This window comes from Arthrobacter sp. Cza30 (assembly GCF_059090765.1).
The window spans coordinates 328,419-347,396 of sequence record NZ_JBNHGA010000007.1; the positions used below are offsets into that span (position 1 = coordinate 328,419).

General features: G+C 69.9%; 15 protein-coding genes. 7 read left to right on the forward strand and 8 right to left on the reverse strand.

The window, feature by feature from the left end; all coding sequences use genetic code 11:
* Positions 1 to 89: 89 nt before the first annotated feature.
* Genes AC5RVZ_RS24230 through AC5RVZ_RS24240 form a run of 3 tightly spaced genes read left to right on the forward strand, consistent with a single transcriptional unit; the run spans position 90 to position 4,899 of the window.
* On the forward strand, positions 90 to 1,145 hold the full coding sequence (locus AC5RVZ_RS24230; RefSeq protein WP_494068185.1) for an AAA family ATPase: 1,056 nt from the start codon (positions 90 to 92) through the stop codon (positions 1,143 to 1,145).
* A 5-nt stretch (positions 1,146 to 1,150) separates the two neighbouring features.
* Positions 1,151 to 2,524, forward strand: a complete 1,374-nt coding sequence (locus AC5RVZ_RS24235; protein WP_494068186.1) for a DUF58 domain-containing protein — start codon at positions 1,151 to 1,153, stop codon at positions 2,522 to 2,524.
* On the forward strand, positions 2,521 to 4,899 hold the full coding sequence (locus AC5RVZ_RS24240) for a transglutaminase TgpA family protein (RefSeq protein WP_494068187.1): 2,379 nt from the start codon (positions 2,521 to 2,523) through the stop codon (positions 4,897 to 4,899). Before AC5RVZ_RS24235 ends, AC5RVZ_RS24240 begins: the two co-directional genes overlap by 4 nt.
* Here the strand turns inward: AC5RVZ_RS24240 and AC5RVZ_RS24245 are convergent.
* Positions 4,887 to 6,368 (reverse strand): NAD-dependent succinate-semialdehyde dehydrogenase, encoded by a 1,482-nt coding sequence (locus AC5RVZ_RS24245; protein WP_494068188.1) that lies wholly within the window; start codon positions 6,366 to 6,368, stop codon positions 4,887 to 4,889. The two genes, AC5RVZ_RS24240 and AC5RVZ_RS24245, sit on opposite strands and share 13 nt — an antisense overlap.
* Before the next feature lie 220 nt (positions 6,369 to 6,588).
* Positions 6,589 to 7,473, reverse strand: a complete 885-nt coding sequence (gene rsmI / locus AC5RVZ_RS24250; protein ID WP_494068189.1) for a 16S rRNA (cytidine(1402)-2'-O)-methyltransferase — start codon at positions 7,471 to 7,473, stop codon at positions 6,589 to 6,591.
* A 149-nt stretch (positions 7,474 to 7,622) separates the two neighbouring features.
* On the opposite strand from rsmI, the gene AC5RVZ_RS24255 reads away from it, so the two are divergent.
* Both AC5RVZ_RS24255 and AC5RVZ_RS24260 read left to right on the forward strand, forming a co-directional pair.
* On the forward strand, positions 7,623 to 9,263 hold the full coding sequence (locus AC5RVZ_RS24255; protein WP_494068292.1) for a dolichyl-phosphate-mannose--protein mannosyltransferase: 1,641 nt from the start codon (positions 7,623 to 7,625) through the stop codon (positions 9,261 to 9,263).
* A gap of 49 nt (positions 9,264 to 9,312) precedes the next feature.
* Complete coding sequence (locus tag AC5RVZ_RS24260) at positions 9,313 to 11,124, forward strand: AMP-dependent synthetase/ligase (protein WP_494068190.1); 1,812 nt, start codon at positions 9,313 to 9,315, stop codon at positions 11,122 to 11,124.
* Positions 11,125 to 11,145: 21 nt separating this feature from the next.
* Here the strand turns inward: AC5RVZ_RS24260 and AC5RVZ_RS24265 are convergent, their stop codons facing one another.
* Together AC5RVZ_RS24265 and AC5RVZ_RS24270 are read right to left on the reverse strand one after the other, a co-directional pair.
* Positions 11,146 to 12,321 carry a TIGR01906 family membrane protein gene (locus tag AC5RVZ_RS24265; protein ID WP_494068293.1) on the reverse strand — a complete coding sequence of 392 codons (1,176 nt, stop codon included), beginning with the start codon at positions 12,319 to 12,321 and terminating at the stop codon, positions 11,146 to 11,148.
* A 322-nt stretch (positions 12,322 to 12,643) separates the two neighbouring features.
* Entirely contained in the window at positions 12,644 to 13,636 is a 993-nt protein-coding gene (locus tag AC5RVZ_RS24270) for a stage II sporulation protein M (RefSeq protein ID WP_494068191.1), read from the reverse strand.
* A gap of 111 nt (positions 13,637 to 13,747) precedes the next feature.
* On the opposite strand from AC5RVZ_RS24270, the gene AC5RVZ_RS24275 reads away from it, so the two are divergent.
* Positions 13,748 to 14,551: an RDD family protein gene (locus tag AC5RVZ_RS24275; protein ID WP_494068192.1), complete on the forward strand. Its 804-nt coding sequence runs from the start codon at positions 13,748 to 13,750 to the stop codon at positions 14,549 to 14,551.
* A 52-nt stretch (positions 14,552 to 14,603) separates the two neighbouring features.
* Here the strand turns inward: AC5RVZ_RS24275 and AC5RVZ_RS24280 are convergent, their stop codons facing one another.
* From AC5RVZ_RS24280 to AC5RVZ_RS24295, 4 genes are all read right to left on the reverse strand, one after another.
* On the reverse strand, positions 14,604 to 15,848 hold the full coding sequence (locus tag AC5RVZ_RS24280) for a L,D-transpeptidase (RefSeq protein WP_494068193.1): 1,245 nt from the start codon (positions 15,846 to 15,848) through the stop codon (positions 14,604 to 14,606).
* A gap of 196 nt (positions 15,849 to 16,044) precedes the next feature.
* Positions 16,045 to 17,538 (reverse strand): adenosylhomocysteinase, encoded by a 1,494-nt coding sequence (gene ahcY / locus AC5RVZ_RS24285; RefSeq protein WP_494068194.1) that lies wholly within the window; start codon positions 17,536 to 17,538, stop codon positions 16,045 to 16,047.
* Positions 17,539 to 17,548: 10 nt separating this feature from the next.
* A complete protein-coding gene (locus AC5RVZ_RS24290) occupies positions 17,549 to 17,782 on the reverse strand; it encodes a Trm112 family protein (protein ID WP_494068195.1) in 234 nt (77 codons plus the stop codon).
* Positions 17,783 to 17,907: 125 nt separating this feature from the next.
* Positions 17,908 to 18,297 carry a DUF3499 domain-containing protein gene (locus AC5RVZ_RS24295; RefSeq protein WP_494001441.1) on the reverse strand — a complete coding sequence of 130 codons (390 nt, stop codon included), beginning with the start codon at positions 18,295 to 18,297 and terminating at the stop codon, positions 17,908 to 17,910.
* A 167-nt stretch (positions 18,298 to 18,464) separates the two neighbouring features.
* On the opposite strand from AC5RVZ_RS24295, the gene AC5RVZ_RS24300 reads away from it, so the two are divergent.
* Positions 18,465 to 18,950 carry a metallopeptidase family protein gene (locus AC5RVZ_RS24300; RefSeq protein WP_494068196.1) on the forward strand — a complete coding sequence of 162 codons (486 nt, stop codon included), beginning with the start codon at positions 18,465 to 18,467 and terminating at the stop codon, positions 18,948 to 18,950.
* The last annotated feature ends 28 nt before the right edge of the window (positions 18,951 to 18,978 follow it).

Consider the following 18,978-nt stretch of genomic DNA (forward strand, 5'->3'; position numbering starts at 1 on the left):
GGCCGGGTCCGCGTGTCTACCGCATCACACAGCCAGCAAGTAGGGTTGGATCAACCGGCCCTCGGGGAAGGCACACCGGAAGGTACTTCATGGATACGCAGCAGCACATGGCAGAGGCCGGGACCGTCCGCTCCGATCCAGCGGGGCCGGGGACAGGTCAGGGCCTGGAGGCCGGTGAGGGCCTCGCGCTGACCGAGTTCCACGACGCCTGCGGCCGGATCAGGGCCGCGATCGAGACCGTCATCGACGGCAAGTCGGAGGCGGCACGGCTGGCGCTGACGGTGCTGTTGGCCCAGGGGCACCTGCTGCTGGAGGATGTGCCCGGCGTCGGCAAGACCATGCTGGCGAAGACGCTGGCCAAGACCATCGACTGCAGCGTGCACCGGATCCAGTTCACGCCGGACCTGCTGCCCTCCGACGTCACCGGTGTTTCGATCTACAACCAGGACATGCACCGGTTCGAATTCCGCCCCGGACCGGTGTTCGCGAACATCGTCATCGGCGACGAGATCAACCGCGCCTCGGCCAAGACGCAGTCGGCGTTGCTCGAGTGCATGGAGGAACACCAGGTCACGGTGGACGGCAACACCTATCCGTTGGATACGCCTTTCATGGTGATCGCCACCCAGAATCCGATCGAGATGGAGGGCACCTACCCGCTGCCGGAGGCCCAGCGCGACCGTTTCATGGCCCGGATCTCGATGGGCTACCCGGATCCCCGCGCCGAAATGGAAATGCTGGAGACCCACCAGTCCGTCTCGCCGCTGGAGGCCGTCCGCCCGGTCGTCACGGTCGGCGAGGTACGCAGCATGATGGCCATGGTCCGCGATGTCTACGTCTCGCCGGCCGTGAAGGAATACACGGTCAACATCGGGCGGGCCACCCGCGAACACCCGCACCTGCGGCTGGGAGCCAGCCCGCGGGCCATGCTCCAGCTGCTGCGTGCGGCCAAGGCGACGGCGGCCCTGGACGGCCGCGACTTCGTCCTGCCCGACGACGTGGCCTCAGTTGCCGAGGCAGTGCTGGCGCATCGTTTGATCCTTGACCGCAAGGCGATGACGGCCGGCGAAGACGCCTCCAGCGTGGTGGCCTCCGTGCTGGCCAAGGTTCCCGTGGGCGGCGAATCCCGCCGCGCCTCTTCCTGACGGCCATGGACGCGTTCGGCTGGCTCCCCACCAGGTATGTGACGCTGCGCGGGTGGGGCGTGCTGGCGGCCGGCGTGCTGGCACTGCTGCTCGCGCAGATCCTGGGCCGCCGGGACCTGCTGACCCTGGCGGTGTTCCTGATCGGCCTGCCGCTGCTGGCCGCGGCGGCAATGGTGCTCCTCAAGCCGCAGTTCACCGTGGAGCGGAAGTTCCGGCCCGCCGCCGTCGAAACCGGCCTCGTGGTCCAGGTCCGGTTGTCGGTGCGCCGCAGCGGCGGCCTGACGGGGCTGGTGTACATGGAAGAGCAGCTGCCGCTGCGCTTCGGCAAGGCCCCGTCCTTCCGGTTCCCGGCGCGGCACCCGTCCCGTTCCGGGGCGAGCGTGTACGAATACAAACTCCGATCCAGCAAGCGCGGGATGTTCGCCATCGGGCCGGTGACGGCGGATTTTTCCGACCCCTTCGGGCTGGCCAACCACCGGCACCAGCTGGGCGAAACCAGCCCATTGGTGGTGACCCCGTCCCCCGTGGAACTGCCGGCCACCTCGCTGACCGGCGCACGGGGTTCGGACGGCACGGCCAGCACCCGGCGGCAGGCCAATCCCAGCGACGACGACGTGATGACCCGCGAATACCGCTACGGGGATCCGATGCGCCGGGTCCACTGGGCGGCGACGGCCCGTCACGGCGAGCTCATGGTCCGCCAGGAAGAATCGGTGACCACACCGCAGGCGACCATCGTGCTGGACCGCCGGGCCTCGGCCTACGGCACGGGGCTGCTGCCCTCCTTCGGCGATGGCGCCGACCCGCACGGGGACCTGCTGCACACCTCGCCCTCCTTCGAGTGGGCCGTGACTGCCGTCGCCTCGGCCGCCAACGACTTCCTGCAGCGCAACTACACGGTCCGGTTCCTGGACGTCCAGGCCCGGGCGGCAGTCCTGGAGTCCCCCTCGGCCCCGTCGCCCGGCCAAGAGCAATTCGACGGGCCGGCGGGCTATCAGGACCTCGCCGAAGGGCTGGCCGCGCTGGGGCTGGCCGAAGACCACAGGAAGTCCGACCGGCATCCGGGAGAACCGGCGTTCGGGGACCGGCTGATGGACAAACTTGCGTTACATAAGTACAAGGGGCCGCTGGTCGCGGTCCTGGGCCAGATCAGCGCCGGCGAAGCGCGCCTGCTGGCCCCGGCCGCCGAATTCGGCTCCCATGCCTTCGCCCTGATCGTGACCGACCGGCCGCAACAGGCCCGGGCGACGATGGACGTGCTGCGAGCCGGCGGCTGGCGGGCCGTGGCGGTCAGCCCCAAGGCTTCGCTGCCGGCCGCCTGGGCGCACTTCGACCTGGTCGAACGGATCGATCCGGTGGGAACAGGAGCGGTCACGTGACCCTCACGGTCGACAAGCAGACGGAACTCCGCGGCCCGGATGCACCCGGCCGGAGCGGCGGGCGGCCGCCCTCCCCCGGCGTCGCACCATGGTTGATGAGCGCCGCCGTCGCACTCGCCGTCCTGCTCACTGCGGCCAGCCTGCACGGGGTCCTGGAGGGCTGGAGTTGGCTGTTCCAAGCCGCCGTGACTGTCTGTTGCACCGAGGCGGGCACCGGGCTGGCACGCCGGCTGGACTGGTCGCCGCTGGCCGGGGCACTGCTGGGACTGGCCGGACTGGTCATGTCGGTCACGGCGATGTTCCTGGCGCCGACCGGTTTCCTGGGCGTGATCCCCGGCCCCGGCACGTTCGCTGCCCTTGATCCCATGTTGGAGGAAGCCCGGGACACCGTTGTCTCGCAGGTCGCTCCGGTGCTGGTCAACGACGGCATCGCGCTGGCGGCCTGCGTGGGTGTGGGGCTGATCGCCCTGCTGGTGGATACGCTGGCGGTTCCGCTGCAGATGCCTGCCATCAGCGGCCTGGGCCTGCTGGGCCTGGCCATCGTTCCGGCCATCATCAAACCGAACAGTATCGGAGCGGCGGGTTTTCTGGCCGCCGCGGCGGGTTACCTGCTGGTGCTGGGCTGCGCGCAGTGGCTTGCCGCCGGCGGCAGCGGCAGGGGCCGGCTGGCCTCCGTCGAGCAGATCCGCCGCGCCTGCGGCATAGCTGCGGCCGGTCTCGCGGTGTCGCTGGTGCTCCCGCTGGCCATCCCGGGCTTCACGTCCGGATTGTTCCCGGAGGGCTCGCGGCTCAATTGGGGCGCGCCGACGGGCCTCAACCCGGTCGTGAGCCTTGGCGACAACCTCCGGCGGCCCGGCGCCTTCGGGAGGATGACCTATGCCACGGATGCCGGGGAACCGCTCTATCTGCGCTCGGTCACGCTGGAAAACCTGACCGGCGCACGCTGGAGCCCGAGCGACTTCGACGGCCACCGCCGCACCGGCATCGATGAACTCGAGGTGCCGAGCGTGCGGAACCTGCTGGCTGACGGAGAGGTGACCACCACGCGGATCAGTACGTCATCCTTCACCAGCCCCTGGCTGCTAGCCCCGTACGCTCCGGCGCGGGTCACGGGCGTCCGCGGTACGTGGAGCTGGGATCCCCGCACCCTCAACATCCGCGGCGAGTCCGGCACCACCACCGCCAACCAGGAGTACGAGGTGCGCAGCGTCAGGCCGGCGCTGACCAGGGAGGCGCTGCGCGCATCGGAACCGTCGACCAATTCCGTCGTCGATCCGGTCTTCTCCGAGCTGCCGGAGAGCATGCCGGGCGTCATCGCTGACACCACGGCGACCGTGCTGGCGGGCCTGGAGAATCCGTACGAGCAGGCCATGGCAATCCAGACGTATCTGCGGACGTCCGGCTTCGTGTACTCGGAACAGGCTCCGGTCGACGGCGGCTACGACCAGAGCGGTTTCGAGGTCGTGGCAGCGTTCCTGGAGGAAAAGTCCGGCTACTGCATCCACTACGCCGCGACGATGGCGATCATGGCCCGGATCGCGGGCATCCCCAGCCGGATGGCGGTCGGCTACGCGCCGGGGCGTCCCACCGGTGCGGTCCTTGACGACGGTGCCGGCACGGAGCTGGAGGAGTTCGAGATCGATTCCCGGGACGCCCATTCCTGGCCCGAGCTCTTCTTCAACGGAATCGGCTGGGTCGCCTTCGAGCCCACGCCGTCGCGGGGAGTGTTGCCGGCCTACGCCCAGACCGGACCCGCCGGCGGCCCGGTGCTTCCCAACGACGACCCGCTCAGGCCGGCGGGGCCGCCGCCGGCCGCCACCGACACCCCCCGGGATTCCACTGCCTCAGGCTCCGCCGGCCTGGCGGACGAAGACATGCTCTCGCAACGGCTGTGGTCGGCGGCGGCCGCGGCCCTGGTGCTGGCCGTCCTCCTGGCGCCGCTGGTGCTGCGCCGGCGGCGGACCGGCTGGCGCCGGGCAGCGATGGCCGGGGGTGGCGGGAGCGCCGCCCTGGCCACCTGGGCGGAAGCCGTGGATACCGCGGAAGACCTCGGTTGGGCGGCCGCGGCAACGGAGACACCGCGGGCCTTCCAGCAACGCCTCGACGACGCCGGCGTGGTCACCGGGAAGTCCTCCGTTGCCCTGGCGCGGCTGCGGGCGGGCTATGAGCGGGCCGCGTATGCGGCTCCGGAGACGCCGCCACCGGGCGGCGCCGGCACCGCCCGGTGGTCCGATGTGGAAACCGTCAAGGTCAGGCTCCTGGAGCGGGCCGGATGGCGGCGGCGGCTGGCCGGGCTGTTGTGGCCGGCGTCGCTGTTCCGCCGCCGGCCGCCCCTGGGGGACGGCCGGCCGACGGATCGGAACTACCGGGCGTAGGGGTCCGCGATGCCGATGTACTGGACCGTGGTGTACTCGTCCAGGCCCTCCGCGCCGCCTTCGCGGCCCATGCCGGACTGCTTCACTCCGCCGAACGGGGCGGCGGCGTTGGAGATCACGCCGGCGTTGTAGCCGACCAGGCCGAACTCGATCTGCTCGGAGACGCGGAACATGCGGTTCACGTCGCGCGAGTAGATGTAGGAGGCCAGGCCGTACTCGGTGGCGTTGGCCAGGGCGATGGCCTGCTCTTCGGTTTCGAACGTGGTCACCGGGGCGACCGGGCCGAAGATCTCGCTCTGCAGGATATCGGCGTCGTTCGGGACGTTGGACAGCACGGTCGGCTGGTAGAAGTAGCCGTCGCCTTCCACGGGCCCGCCGCCGGTGCTGACGGACGCTCCGGCTTCCACCGCCGCGGTCACCAGGGCATGCACGTCGTCGCGGGCGCCGCCGTCGATCAGCGGGCCCACGGTGGTGTCCGCCTCGGTGCCGCGGCCCGGCTTGAGGGCCTTCATGGCGTTCGCAAACTTAGTGGTGAATTCCTCGGCCACGGAGGCCTGGACCAGGAAGCGGTTGGCGGCCGTGCAGGCCTCGCCCATGTTGCGCATCTTGGCCGCCATGGCGCCCTCGACGGCCTTATCCAGGTCGGCGTCTTCGAAGACGATGAACGGGGCGTTCCCGCCGAGCTCCATCGAGGTCCGCAGGACGTTGTCCGCTGCGTCCTTGAGCAGCTGCTTGCCCACCGGGGTGGAGCCGGTGAAGGAAACCTTGCGCAGGCGGGAGTCCTGCATCAGCGGCCCGGAGATGCCGGAAGCGCTCTTGGAGGAGACCACATTCAGCACGCCTGCCGGGAGGCCGGCCTCCATCATGGTCTGGGCGAAGAGCTGGCTGGTCAGCGGGGTGAGCTTGGCGGGCTTGAGCACCATGGTGCAGCCGGCCGCCACCGCGGGACCGACCTTGCGGGTGGCCATGGCGAGCGGGAAGTTCCACGGGGTGATCAACAGGCAGGGGCCGACCGGCTTGCGCTGGACCAGGATCTTGTTCTTGCCCTCCGGCGTGGTCAGGTAGCGGCCGTAGTCGCGGACGGCCTCCTCCGAGAACCAGCGCAGGAATTCGGCGCCGTAGGCCACTTCGCCGCGGGATTCGGCCAGCGGCTTGCCCATCTCCATGGTCATCAGCAGGGCGAAATCCTCCGAGCGCTCGGTGACCAGCTCGAAGGCGCGGCGCAGGATCTCGGCGCGCTGGCGCGGAGCCGTGCGGGCCCAGGCTGCCTGCGCGCTGTCGGCGGCGTCGAGGGCGGCGAGCGCGTCCTCGCTGGTGGCCGAGGCCAGGGTGGCCAGCACCTTGCCGGTGGCGGGGTCGTGGACGTCGAAGGTCCCGCCGTCGGATGCGTCGCGCCATTCGCCGTTGATCAGCAGGCCGGTGGGTACTTTGGCGAGCAGTTCTGCTTCGCGGGCTGCGGTTTCAGCCATGGCGGTGCCTCCAAGTGTTCGGGATTGAGTCCGTGGGCGCAGTTGCCCGTTTTCCTTCACGGTAGGTGTTCCGCTTCACGGGTGTAAATGCGAGGGTGCACTACGTTCCACGGTCCCTACTGTGCAGATCGACAATACCAATCCGGGGGCCGGTTGCGGGTCACACAGCGTGCAGATGACGACATCCAAGACCGCCGGCCGCACCGGCTCCGCTTGGAGTTCAGCGCCCGCCGGGGGCACGGGTGGCCAGGACCGCGGCGTAGAGCTCGCGTTTGCTCACCCGGGCATCGGCCGCGACGGCGGCCACCGCGTCCTTGAGCCGGGCACCCTGCGACACCAGCGCGTTGACGCCGTCCACGTGGTCTTCGGGCTGTTCGGGTGCTGCTTCCGGCGCGCCGGCAACGACCACGGCGATTTCGCCCCGCACCTCATGGGTTTCGGCCCACTCCAGCAGTTCGCGGACCGTACCGCGCAGCACTTCTTCATGCAGCTTGGTCAGCTCCCGGCAGACCGACGCCCGCCGGTCCGGGCCAAACCCGGCGTCGAGGGCCCGCAGCATGGCCGCCAGCCGGTGCGGCGCCTCGAAGAAGACCATGGTCCGGCGCTCGGCGGCGAGCTCCTCCAGCCGCGATGCGCGCTCCCCCTGCTTGCGGGGCAGGAAGCCCTCGAAGGTGAAGCGGTCGGTGGGCAAGCCGGACAGCGCCAGCGCCGTGAGCACGGCCGACGGCCCGGGCACGGCAGTGACCAGCAGGCCCTCGGCCACGGCCGCCTCCACCAGCCGGAAACCGGGATCCGAGACGGCCGGCATGCCGGCGTCGGTCACCATCACCAGGGTGCTGCCGGCACGGACCAGCTCCAGCAGGTCGGCGGTACGGGTCGCCTCGTTGTGTTCGTGGTAGCTGATGATCCGGCCGGTGGCCGTGATACCCAGCAACTGCAGCAGTTTGTGCAGGCGGCGGGTGTCTTCGGCGGCGACTACATCCGCCGTTTGGAGCAGCTCGACCAGCCGCGGCGAGGCGTCCCCGACGTTGCCGATCGGCGTTCCGGCCAACACGATCTGCCCTGGCTGCCGCCCTGCCGGGGCGCCCCGTTCCTGCTCATTCACATGGACAACCCTACCTGCGGCGTTGCCCTCTTTCAGCGGCGCCTTATATAGAGTCGGTATGTGCCCCACTGCAGCGAGGACCGCCGTTCGGCAGCCGACGTCCCGGCCCGTGGCGCCGCGCACCCCTGCACCTACCGGCCGGTAACATGATGGCCGTGACCCGAACCGCACCACCGCCGGCGGCGGTTGCCGGCCGCCACGGCTGGCTGGAATCGCCGGGACGGGCGTTCAGCGAGGCGGTGCTGCGCCGCCGGCTGCTCGGCCTTCCGGCACGGTACGGGCCCTGGGCGTGGCTGCTCCCCGTGCTCACGGCCGTCCTCGGCGGGGCTTTGCGTTTCTACCGCCTGGGTGAGCCGGGTTCGCTGGTGTTCGACGAAACCTACTACGTCAAGGACGCCTACTCCTACCTGCAGTCCGGCTACGAACGCGAATGGCCCAAGGACGCCAACGACTCCTTCAACGCGGGCAATCCGGACGTCCTCCTCGACACCCCTGAATATGTGGTGCATCCGCCCGTGGGCAAGTGGATGATCGCCGCCGGCATGTGGCTTTTTGGATCCGACAACGGTTTCGGCTGGCGTTTCGGCGCCGCGCTCGCCGGCACGCTGTCCATCCTGATGATCGCCCTGATCGCGCAGGCGCTGTTCAAGTCGCCGGCGCTGGGCGGGGTCGCCGGTTTGCTGACGGCCATCGACGGGCACCACCTGGTCCACTCCCGGACGGCCTTGCTGGACGTCTTCCTCATGTTCTGGGTGGTCGCCGCCTTCGGCGCGCTGCTGCTGGACCGCTTCCACGGACGGCGCCGGCTGGCCGCGAAGATCGCCCGGCAGGCGGGTCCCTCCGGGGTGCCGCACGCTTCGCGGCTGCTGTACGGGCCCTGGGTGCTCTGGCGGCCGTGGCGGCTGGCCGCGGGCGTCTGCCTCGGGCTGGCCGTGGGCACCAAGTGGTCGGCGCTGGCGTTCGTCGCGGTGTTTGGCCTGCTGTGCGTGTTCTGGGACCTCGGCGCCCGGCGTGCCGCGGGGATCAGGGAGTGGTTTTCCGCCGGCGTGATCAGGGACGGGGTGCCGGCGTTCTTCACCATGATTCCGGCCGCGGCGGTGACCTATCTGGCGGCCTGGACCGGCTGGCTGCGCTCGGACGATGCCTACGACCGCAACTGGGCGGCGTCGAACCCGTCCGCTGCCTGGGGCTGGCTGCCGGACTGGCTGCGCTCGCTGGCCGAGTATCACCGCAGCGCCTACACCTTCCACAACGGCCTGGATTCGGAGCACCCGTACGAATCCAATGCCTGGACCTGGTTGTTCATGGGCCGCCCGACGTCGTTCTACTATCATGCCGAAGAAGCCGGCCGGAGCGCCTGCGAGGCGGCCACCCGCTGCTCCCAGGCGGTCACGGTGGTCGGCAACCCGCTCATCTGGTGGGCCGCGGCCGCGTCGCTGCTGGTGCTGCTCTTCTATTGGGCCGGGCGGCGGGACTGGCGGGCGGGCGCGATTCTGGCGGGGGTCGCGGCCGGCTACCTGCCCTGGTTCCTCTACCCCGACCGGACCACGTTCTTCTTCTACGCGATCTCCTTCCAGCCGTTCCTCATCCTGGCCCTGACCTACGTACTCGGGCTGGCGCTGGGCCGGGCGACGGATCCGCCGTGGCGCCGGCGCCAAGGCGTGCTGGTGGTCGGGCTCTTCGTGGCGGCGGCACTCGCGGTGTCGGCATTCTTCCTGCCGGTCTGGACCGCCGAGATGATCGGCTACGACCAGTGGCGCTGGCGGATGTGGATGCCGAGTTGGATTTGATGCAGGCCAGACAACACGACTTTTACCGGATTCAGAAAGTGGGCACGACGTGCGCGAAGCAGTAACCGAAGTGCTGGCAGCGATGCCGGCCGGGTCGAACCTGACGGACATCCTGGTGGCCCAGCATCAGCGCGACCCGCAGCGGGCGCTCTATGCGGTCAAGCGCAACGGCGCCTGGTCCGATGTTCCGGCCGCCGAACTCCTGGCCCGGGTCAGCGCCGTGGCGAAGGGCCTGATGGCCTCCGGCGTCGAAGCCGGAGACACCATTGCCGTGATGTCCAAGACCCGGTTCGAGTGGACGGTGGTGGACTTGGCCGGCTGGTTCGCCGGCGCGGTGGTGGTCCCGATCTACGAGACCTCGTCCCCGCACCAGGTGCAGTGGATCCTGCAGGACTCGGCGGCGAAGCTGGTGTTCGCCGAGGACGCCGCCAAGGCCGCCGTGGTGCGCCAGGCCATGTCCGGGCTGCCGGCCGCGCTTCCGGTCTGGCAGCTGGACGGGAAGGCCGAGGGGCTGGCCGAGCTGGAAGCCCGCGGAACCGCGATCACGGACGAGGAACTTGAACTGCGCCGGACCTCCCGGGGCATGCAGGACGCGGCCTCGCTGGTCTACACCTCGGGCACCACCGGCCGGCCGCGCGGCTGCATCATCACTCATGGCAACTTCGCGGAACTGGCGGTCAACACCGTGGAGTTCCTGGCCGACATCCTCAAGCGCCCGGACGCGAAGTCGCTGATGTTCCTGCCGCTGGCCCACGTGCTGGCCCGGGCCGTGCAGGTGATCTGCCTGACCGCCGGAGTGAAGATGGGCCACACGTCCAGCATGGCGGAGTTGATCGAGGACCTGGGCACCTACCAGCCCACCTTCCTGCTGGTGGTTCCGCGCGTGTTCGAAAAGGTCTATGCCTCCGCCCGGCAGAAGGCACACGACGGCGGCAAGGGCAGGATCTTCGACGCCGCGGCGCAGACAGCCGTCGCCTACTCCCGGGCTCGGGATGCGCAGGCACGCGGCACCGGTGCCGGGCCCGGGCTGGCGCTCAGGGCCCGGCATGCCGTGTTCGACAGGCTCGTCTACGGAAAGCTGCGCGCGGCGTTCGGCGGGCACGTGGAGTACACCGTCTCCGGCGCTTCCGCACTGAATCCAAAGCTCGCGCACTTCTTCACCGGCATCGGCGTGCCGGTGCTGGAAGGCTACGGGCTCACCGAATCCACTGCCCCTGCAGCGGTGAACCTGCCCGGGGCCAACCGGATCGGCACCGTGGGACTGCCGCTGCCGGGCACCACCGTCAGAATCGCCGACGACGGCGAGGTCCTGATCAAGGGCATCGGCATCACCCGCGGCTACCACAACAACGACGACGCCAATGCCGAGTACTTCCGGGACGGCTTCTTGTGCACGGGGGACGTCGGCACGTTGGACGACGACGGCTACCTCACCATCACCGGCAGGAAAAAGGAGCTGCTGGTAACGGCAGGCGGCAAGAATGTCGCTCCGGGTCCGCTGGAGGACGCGCTGCGCGAACACTTGCTGGTGTCCCAGGCGGTGGTGGTCGGCGAGGGACGCCCGTTCGTCGGGGCGTTGGTGTCCCTGGACGAAGAGGGCCTGGCCGGCTGGCTTGCGTCGGCCGGCCGCGGTCCGGTCGGCCTGGCCGAGGCCGCCGAAGACCCGGCGGTCCTGGCCGAGCTGCAGCAGGCCGTGGACCAGGCCAACCAGCTGGTTTCGCGGGCCGAGCAGATCCGGAAGTTCGCGGTCCTCGGACAGGAGCTCACCGAGGCCTCCGGGCACCTGACGCCGTCACTGAAGCTCAAGCGCGTCACCGTGCTGGAAGACTTCGCCGGCGAGATCGATTCCCTGTACCGCTAGGCCCTGGCCGGCAGCCGCCGCCTAGTCCTGCTCGCGGGCGAGCAGCAGTTCGTGCCGGCGGCGCTGTTCTTCGGCGGCAGCGGCGCTCCGGTTCCGCCGCGCGCGGGTCGGCCAGGTCAGCGCCAGCACCAGCGAGGAGACCATCAGCACCAGCAGGGCAATGACGATTCCGGCGTCCATCCAGAACTGGGCCGGGAACAGGCGGATCAGGGTGTCGTCCACGAAGAAGGTCCACGTGCCGTCGGCGAAGAAGATCCGGTGGAACTCGGTGAAGAACTGCTGCCAGTTCAGCGCCCCCAGGACGCCCAGCAGCAGGACCAGGATCAGCGTCGCGGCGGAACCGGCGAACAGGCCGCGCCGGATCCCCCCGTGGTAGCGGCGCGCCAGGTAGACCACTGCGACGACGGCCAGCAGCAGCATGACCGCCCCGGCAAGCATGGTCGCGAGGAACACGCCCTTCACGTCGGCCATGTGGCTGACCTCGGAGTCCAAAAACAGGCTGCCGCCGTGGGGGCCGGAGAGGTCCCCCAGGTATCGCGGGCCGGCGAAATTCAGCAGGTAGTCCACCGCATAGGAGCCGTAGGTCATCCGCTCCTCGGTGCTGAAGCCGAAGCTGTCGGCCGGGAACCCGGGGCGGTGGTATTCCGCCCAGAGGAACAGCGGCGTGGCCACCAGCCGGATAGCCCCGATGATCAGCAGCGGCGGGAACAGCACCGCCAGGACCACCTGCAGGATTCGCCCGGCCAGCGGCTTGGCGTTCATTGCCTCGTCACGTTCGGTCGTGCGCCGGACCACCTCGGAACGCGGCGGGCGTACCGAGAGCGCGCCGGTCGCCGGGTTGGCGTCGCTGCCGGCGGCGGCTGCGGCCGTGCCGGCGGGCGGCATGGGCGGGCGCGCCGGCAGCGGCTTCGGGGCAGCCGGGCCCTGGTCGGCAGCGGCGGCTGTGCCGGACCCCCGGCGGCCGTCGCCCGGTGCGGCGGCCGGCGGGTCGGCCGGATGCGGCCGTCCGGCCGCGGAGCCGCCGGCGGCTCGGCCGGCAGGCACGGGGGCTCCGACCCGGGCGGCTTCGGCAGCGGCGCCCGCTCCTCCGGCGGCCGGCGCTTCGGCGTCGGGCTGCGTGGACCCGTCGCTCCGGGGTTTCGTTCCGGCGCCGTCCGGGGCACCGCCGTCGCGCTCGGCGCCGTGGCCGTTCGCCACGGCGCTCAAATCCGGGAGCCGACTGGGCCGGCGCATGGGCAGCGGGTTGGCGCCGTCCCGAAACCGGCCGTTGACCGCGGGGACCGGAGGCGCGGGGGCGCGCTCCGGTTCAGCGCCAGGGGCTTCTCCCGGCGCTGTCCGTGCCCTGCGTTCGTCTCCGCCGGATTTCACGTCTTCGACTGCCACGTCCGTCGCCTCTTTCTGTACCGCTGGCCTCTCTGCCTATGAGACTACCGCCGGCCGGCGGCGCTTCACGGTTGCCACCCCGGGGGCGGCCCGCCCGGCCGTCGCCTGCCGGCCCCGTCGCCTGCCCGGACGGCAGCTACCCGGTGGCGGCGGCCTCGCCGGCGTCGAACCGGCCCAGGTCGCCGCGCTCCCCCGCCAGGTAGGCCCGCCGGCCCACGACGAGGGTATAGATCCAGTAGGCGGCCAGCACCAGCACACCGATGCCCAGGCGCAGCCAGTCAGGCAACTGGCTGGGGGTCACGAAGCCCTCGACCAGGCCGGAGATCAGGAGGACGAGGACCAGTCCCAGGGCGACGGTAATCAGCGACCTGCCTTCCCGGGCCAGCGAGGCGGTACGGGTGAGCCGGCCGGGCGAGACCCAGGACCAGAAGATCCGCAGTCCGGCCGCCCCGGCAATGAAGATGGCGGTGATCTCCATCAACCCGTGCGGCAGGATGTAGAGGAAAAAGACGTCCAGCCGGTCGTAGGCGGCCATCATCCCGCCGGCCATGCCCACCCCCTGGGCGTTCATGAACAGGATGTACGGCACCCACAGTCCGGTCACTCCGAAGGCCACCGCCTGCGCGGCAATCCAGGCGTTGTTGGTCCACACCATGCCGGCGAAGGAGGCGTTGGGATTCTCCGAGTAGTAATTGACGAAGTCCTCTTCCACGTACTGCCGGATGTCCTCGTCGGACCCCATCGCTTTGATGACCTCGGGGGTTCCCGCCACCCAGGCGCCGAACAGCCAGGCGACCAGGACGAAGAGTGCGCCGATGATCACGGTCAGCCAGCGCAGACGGTAGAACGCGGCCGGCAGCGACAACACGAAGAACTCCGCCACGTCCCGGGCGAAGTTGGAGCGGGCCCCGGTGAACCGCGTCCGGGCGCGCGAGAGGCGGGTGGAGAGGGCCGCCGACAGTTGGCCCTCGGCGGCCACCGACCGGATCATCGACAGGTGGGTCGAGGTGCGCCGGTAGAGCACGAGCAGTTCATCCGCCTCGGCGCCGGTGAGCCTGCGTTTGGCGCTCAGTTCGTCCAGCCGCTGCCAATCGTGCTCATGCACCGCGGCGAAGGCATCGATATCCACGCTCCTAGCCTAGCCGCCGCGCGCGGAAGATCCGCGGCGCCGCCCGGCCCGCCGCCCCGGATCGATAGAGTGGAACCGGGCGCGGCACAGGCCGCCCGGGAAAGGGATCCGATGAGCAACGTCATCACCGGCGAGGCGGTAGTGCTGGAACTGCGGCCAGCGTCGTTCGGCGTCCGGGCGCTGAGCTCGATCATCGATGTGGTGGCCAACGTGATCCTGCTGATCGCCGCCTTCGTGCTGCTGGCGGAGACCCTCGAGGTCGGGTTCGACGCCGCGGCCGCCCGGGCGCTGGTCATCGCCGTGGTGCTGTTCTTCCTGGTCGGGGTGCCCATCGCCGTCGAAACCCTTACCCGCGGCAAGTCGCTGGGCCGCTGGGCCATGGGCCTGCGGATCGTGCGTGACGACGGCGGTGCCATCCGGTTCCGGCATGCGCTCATCCGCGGCCTCGTGGCGGTCTTCGAACTGTACATCCTGCTCGGTTCGGTGGCCTTCATGGTGGCCCTGTTCAATGACAAGTCCAAGCGGCTCGGCGACCTGCTGGCGGGCACCTACAGCATGCGGGAACGCGTCGCGGTCACGCCGAAGATCCTGCCGGAAATCCCCCCGCAACTTGCACCCTGGGTGAAGCTCGCCGACATGGGGCGGCTGCCGGAGCCGCTGGCCCGGCGGATTATCCAGTTCCTCTCCCAGGCGCCCAAGATGATTCCGGCCTCCCGGGCCCGGTTGGCCACGGCCTTGGCCAACGAGGCGTCCGGCTATGTCTCTCCCCCGCCGCCGGCCGGGACGCCGCCGGAAATGTACCTGCTGGCCGTGATGGCCGAACGGCGCGAACGCGACTTCGTCCGGCTGTCCCGGCAGCAGGAGCGCGCCGCCCGGCGTGGCGCCCGGCTGCATTCGCTGCCCTTCCGGGACTAGGCCCGGCCGCGCGGTCCGCCCGCCCGCCACCGGGCCGCCGGCCGCGGGACGGCTACCCCTTGTCCTGCGACGTCCAGGTCTTCCAGTCCACGTTCCAGTCCCCGAAGCCGTCCGTCGGGTCCAGGAAACCGCCGTCGGTGTTGCGGATATCCACGATGTCCCCGGTCCGCATGGTCTCGTAGAAGTACCGGGCGCCGGCTTCGGACATGCCCACGCAACCGTGGGAAATGTTGCGCACGCCCAGGGCCGAGGGGTCCAGGGTGGTGTGGACGAACTCGCCGCTGTTGCTCAACCGGCTGGCGTACTTGGCGTCGAACGGCTCGTACCAGTCCGGGTCTCCCGGTTTGAGCCCGATGCTGCGCGGGTTGAACGGCAGCGACTTATGCATGTCCATGATCGGGTGGATGCCCTTGCTGGACGGCCAGTTCGGGTCGCCCAGCGTCACCGGGAAGGTCTTGGCCAGCTCGCCGCCCACGTAGATCTTCATGGTCTTGGTCTTGTTGTCCACGATCGCCCGGCGGTCATCGAGGATGTTGACGGTGATCTTCTCGTCGTTCATGCCGATCATGTCGTTGCCGAACTCCACGCCGAACAGTTTCATGTCCACGGTCACCGTGCTGTTCGGCTCCCAGTATCTTTCCGCGCGGAAGCGGGCCTTGGTGTCCGAGTACCAGTAGAACTCGCCCTTCTGCCCGGCGGAGGTGGTGATGGCGATGGCCTCCTCCACCGCTTCCTTGTTGAGCACGGGTTCGCTGAAGTTGAACTCCAGCGGCTGGGCGATGCCCACGCTTTGCCCGTCCAGCGGGTACATCCAGCCGTCGGCCTGGTTGGGTGCCAGCACGGTGGTGAAGCTCTGCTGCTTCGCGGTCTCGGTGCCGGCGCGGTCCACGAGGGTGTAGCTGAACTCGTATTCGGTCAGGAAGTCCAGGCGTTCCGTTGCCTTCCAGACGCTGCCGTCTGCGGACAGCTCCCCGGCGATCGGTTCGCCGCCCTTTGCCGGCGCCAACGCCACATCCTTGATGGAGGCGTTCTTGGCGGTGATGGTGGCCACGGTGGCGGGATTGACCTCCACGGCTTTGTCTGCCGGGGTGACACCGACCGACATCGCCTTGACGACCGGCGCGGAGAAGCCCTGCCGCTCGGCCGGAGCGGCGGCGAACACCCGTCCCAACTGGGCTGCGAACGTGGGCGACGCCATGGTTGCTGCCGTGACGGCCGCGGCGGCAGCCACCAGCACTCCGACGATGCACAGCAGGGCGATCTTAAGGCCCTTGCGCTTCTTCTGTTCCTCAGTCATCCCAACCCAACTCACGAGACCCCGGCGGCAGGCGGTCGCCGCTGAAGGGCACAACAGCACCCTGCTTCCATCGTAGGGCGGGCGCCGCCGAACGCACGGGTTATTGCGGGCGAGCCCGCCCAACAATCCGGTAACCATTTCACCGGACGGCTAACGGCGGGACGGGGCGCCCCGCCGCCGGCCCTCCCAGCCTCGATCAGTAGCGGTAGTGGTCCGGCTTGTACGGGCCGGCGGCGTCCACGCCCAGGTACTCGGCCTGTTCCTTGGTCAGTTCGGTGAGTTCGACGCCGAGCGCGTCCAGGTGCAGCCGGGCGACCTTCTCGTCGAGCACCTTCGGCAGCACGTAGACCTGGTTGGCGTACTCGGGCTCGCCGGTGGCCGAATCCTCGGCCGGCTTGCCGTGCTTGGTGAACAGCTCGATCTGCGCGATGGTCTGGTTGGCGAACGAGTTGCTCATGACGAACGAAGGGTGCCCCGTGGCGTTGCCCAGGTTCAGCAGGCGGCCCTCGGAGAGCACGATGATGGAGCGCTCGGTCGCCAGCCCGGCATCGAAGACCCATTCGTGCACCTGCGGCTTGATCTCCACCTTCTCCACGCCCTCGACGCCGGCCAGGCCCGCCATGTCGATTTCGTTGTCGAAGTGGCCGATGTTGCCCACGATGGCCTTGTCGCGCATCTTCACCATGTCGGACGCCATGATGACGTCCTTGTTGCCGGTGGTGGTGATGAAGATGTGGCCCTCGCCCACGACCTTGTCCAGGGTGGTGACCTGATAGCCGTCCATCGCGGCCTGCAGGGCGCAGATCGGGTCGATCTCGGTGACGACGACGCGGGCGCCCTGGCCGCGCAGCGCCTCGGCCGCGCCCTTGCCGACGTCGCCGTAACCGCAGACCACGGCGGTCTTGCCGCCCATCAGAACGTCGGTGGCCCGGTTGATGCCGTCCGGCAGCGAATGGCGGATGCCGTACTTGTTGTCGAACTTGGACTTGGTCACCGCGTCGTTGACGTTGATCGCCGGGAACAGCAGCTGGCCCTGCTCCGCCAGCTGGTAGAGCCGGTGCACGCCGGTGGTGGTTTCCTCGGTGACGCCGCGGATGCCGGCGGCGACCCGGGTGAACTTCTGCGGGTCCTTGGCCAGCGAGGCGCGCAGCACGTCCAGGATGATGGTGTACTCGTGCGGGTCCTCCGCGGTGGCCGAGGGGACGGCGCCGGCGGCCTCGAATTCGACGCCCTTGTGCAGCAGCAGGGTGGCGTCGCCGCCGTCGTCGAGAATCATGTTCGGCCCCAGCTCGGGATTCCCGTCGGCACCGGGCCAGGTCAGGATCTGCTCCGCCGTCCACCAGTACTCTTCGAGCGTTTCACCCTTCCAGGCGAAGACCGGAACGCCCTGCGGTTCCTCCGGCGTGCCGTTTCCCACCACGACGGCGGCGGCGGCCTCGTCCTGGGTGGAGAAGATGTTGCAGGAGGCCCAGCGGACCTCCGCTCCGAGCGCGGTCAGCGTTTCGATCAGGACCGCGGTCTGCACCGTCATGTGCAGGGAACCGGCAATCCTGGCGCCGGCCAGGGGCTGGGCCTCGCCGAACTCTGCGCGCAGGGCCATCAGTCCCGGCATCTCGTGCTCCGCCAGGCGGATCTGGTGGCGGCCGGCAGCTGCCAGCGAGAGGTCCTTGACCTTGTAATCGAACGTCACAGTCATGCTCCTAAGCGTCGTCAGCGGAACCGGCGGCGGCGCCGTCGTTGGTTGAATCAAGGGCGCCGCCGGCGGGGGCGGTGTGCGGGAGCAGCACCGGGATGCCGTCTTCGATCTTGTAGTGCAGCCGGTCTCCGGCGGCGGTGCGGCCGGTCGAGAGCAGTTCGTCGCCCTCTTGGACCAGTGATGAACCGGTAGCCGGGCAGCGCAAAACCGCCAGCAGTTCGGGGGTCAGATGTGCCATGCGATGGTGTCCTTTGATCTCCAGCAGCTTCGGCTGCATCCGCTTGCGGCGGCCGGCGGCGCGGGGCTTGGCCGCGGACGGCAGGTTGCCGGCACGGCGCGCTGCCCGTCTCCCAGCGTATCGCCCTAGGGTTGTCCGCGCAGAATGCGCAGGTGCCCGCGCCGGGTGCCTGCGGCACCCGCGGGAGGTTCCAACGGCTCGCGCTGGCCGCGCGGCTGGGGCGCCTCGTCAGGCACCTCCGGAGTGCGGGCCGCCTCGCGCACGGCGTCGGCGAGGGCCAACAGGTCGTCGGGGTTGGGGACCGGTGCCTGCTCGGGCAGGGCCAGCCGCATGACTTCCCAGCCGCGGGGCACGGTCAGCCGTTCGGCGTGCTCGGCACACAGGTCGTAGCAGTGGGGCTCGGCGTAGGTCGCCAGCGGGCCCAGCACGGCGGTGGAATCGGCATACACGTACGTCAAAGTAGCGATGGCCGACCGCTGACAGGCCGAGCGTGAACATTGACGAATGGATCCCACGAGAATGCATCCTACTCCGGGCCTCCCGCCTTCCCGACCACCGGCGCGGGGCGGTGCGGGAAGATTAGGTCACAATCGGGTCGCGCGGTGCCTCGCCGCGGGGCGCTTCGGCGCACCGCCGCGGGGGCCGGGTGCCTTATTCCGGTTCCCGGGCTTAAAGTCGGTATATGGAAAACGGACCATCACTGACCCTCTCGCTGGACAGCGACGGCGGTGGCTGGCGTCGTCCGTTTGCCGCACGACGCCGGAACCGCCGCGGCCGCGGGCTGCGCGGCGACTTGCTGCCCGCCAACCTGCCCGGCCACCTGACCAGGTCCGAACAGTTCGAGCAGTGGGTCGCGGAGTCCGCCGAGCGGCTGGCGTACTTCTGGGGGGAGCGGGTCGAGGCAGCCCAATTCGTGGTCGAGGACATTCCGCCCCGCCTCGAAGAGCTGCTGGCCCGCGGCCAGGCCGCGCCCCTGGGCAGCTTCACGCCGGCCTCGCCGGGCCGCCCGGCAGTGGTGACCGTGTTCCGGCAGCCGGTCCAGGCGGCCGCCCGGCTGCGGGCCGAACTGCCGGAGCTCATCCACGATGTGGTGGTGGAGCAGACAGCGCAACTGCTGAACATGGCGCCGGAAGCGGTTGACCCCGGCTACGGCCGGACCCGCCCCTGACCGGCGTTCCGGTCCCGGCGCCGCTTCT

Coding starts and splice junctions, on each gene's coding strand:
- AC5RVZ_RS24245 (WP_494068188.1), bottom strand. CDS start 6,368: ATGGCTGAAACCGCAGCCCGCGAAGCAGAACTGCTCGCCAAAGTACCC.
- AC5RVZ_RS24290 (WP_494068195.1), bottom strand. CDS start 17,782: ATGGCACATCTGACCCCCGAACTGCTGGCGGTTTTGCGCTGCCCGGCT.
- AC5RVZ_RS24230 (WP_494068185.1), top strand. CDS start 90: ATGGATACGCAGCAGCACATGGCAGAGGCCGGGACCGTCCGCTCCGAT.
- AC5RVZ_RS24235 (WP_494068186.1), top strand. CDS start 1,151: ATGGACGCGTTCGGCTGGCTCCCCACCAGGTATGTGACGCTGCGCGGG.
- AC5RVZ_RS24275 (WP_494068192.1), top strand. CDS start 13,748: ATGAGCAACGTCATCACCGGCGAGGCGGTAGTGCTGGAACTGCGGCCA.
- AC5RVZ_RS24280 (WP_494068193.1), bottom strand. CDS start 15,848: ATGACTGAGGAACAGAAGAAGCGCAAGGGCCTTAAGATCGCCCTGCTG.
- AC5RVZ_RS24255 (WP_494068292.1), top strand. CDS start 7,623: ATGGCCGTGACCCGAACCGCACCACCGCCGGCGGCGGTTGCCGGCCGC.
- AC5RVZ_RS24300 (WP_494068196.1), top strand. CDS start 18,465: ATGGAAAACGGACCATCACTGACCCTCTCGCTGGACAGCGACGGCGGT.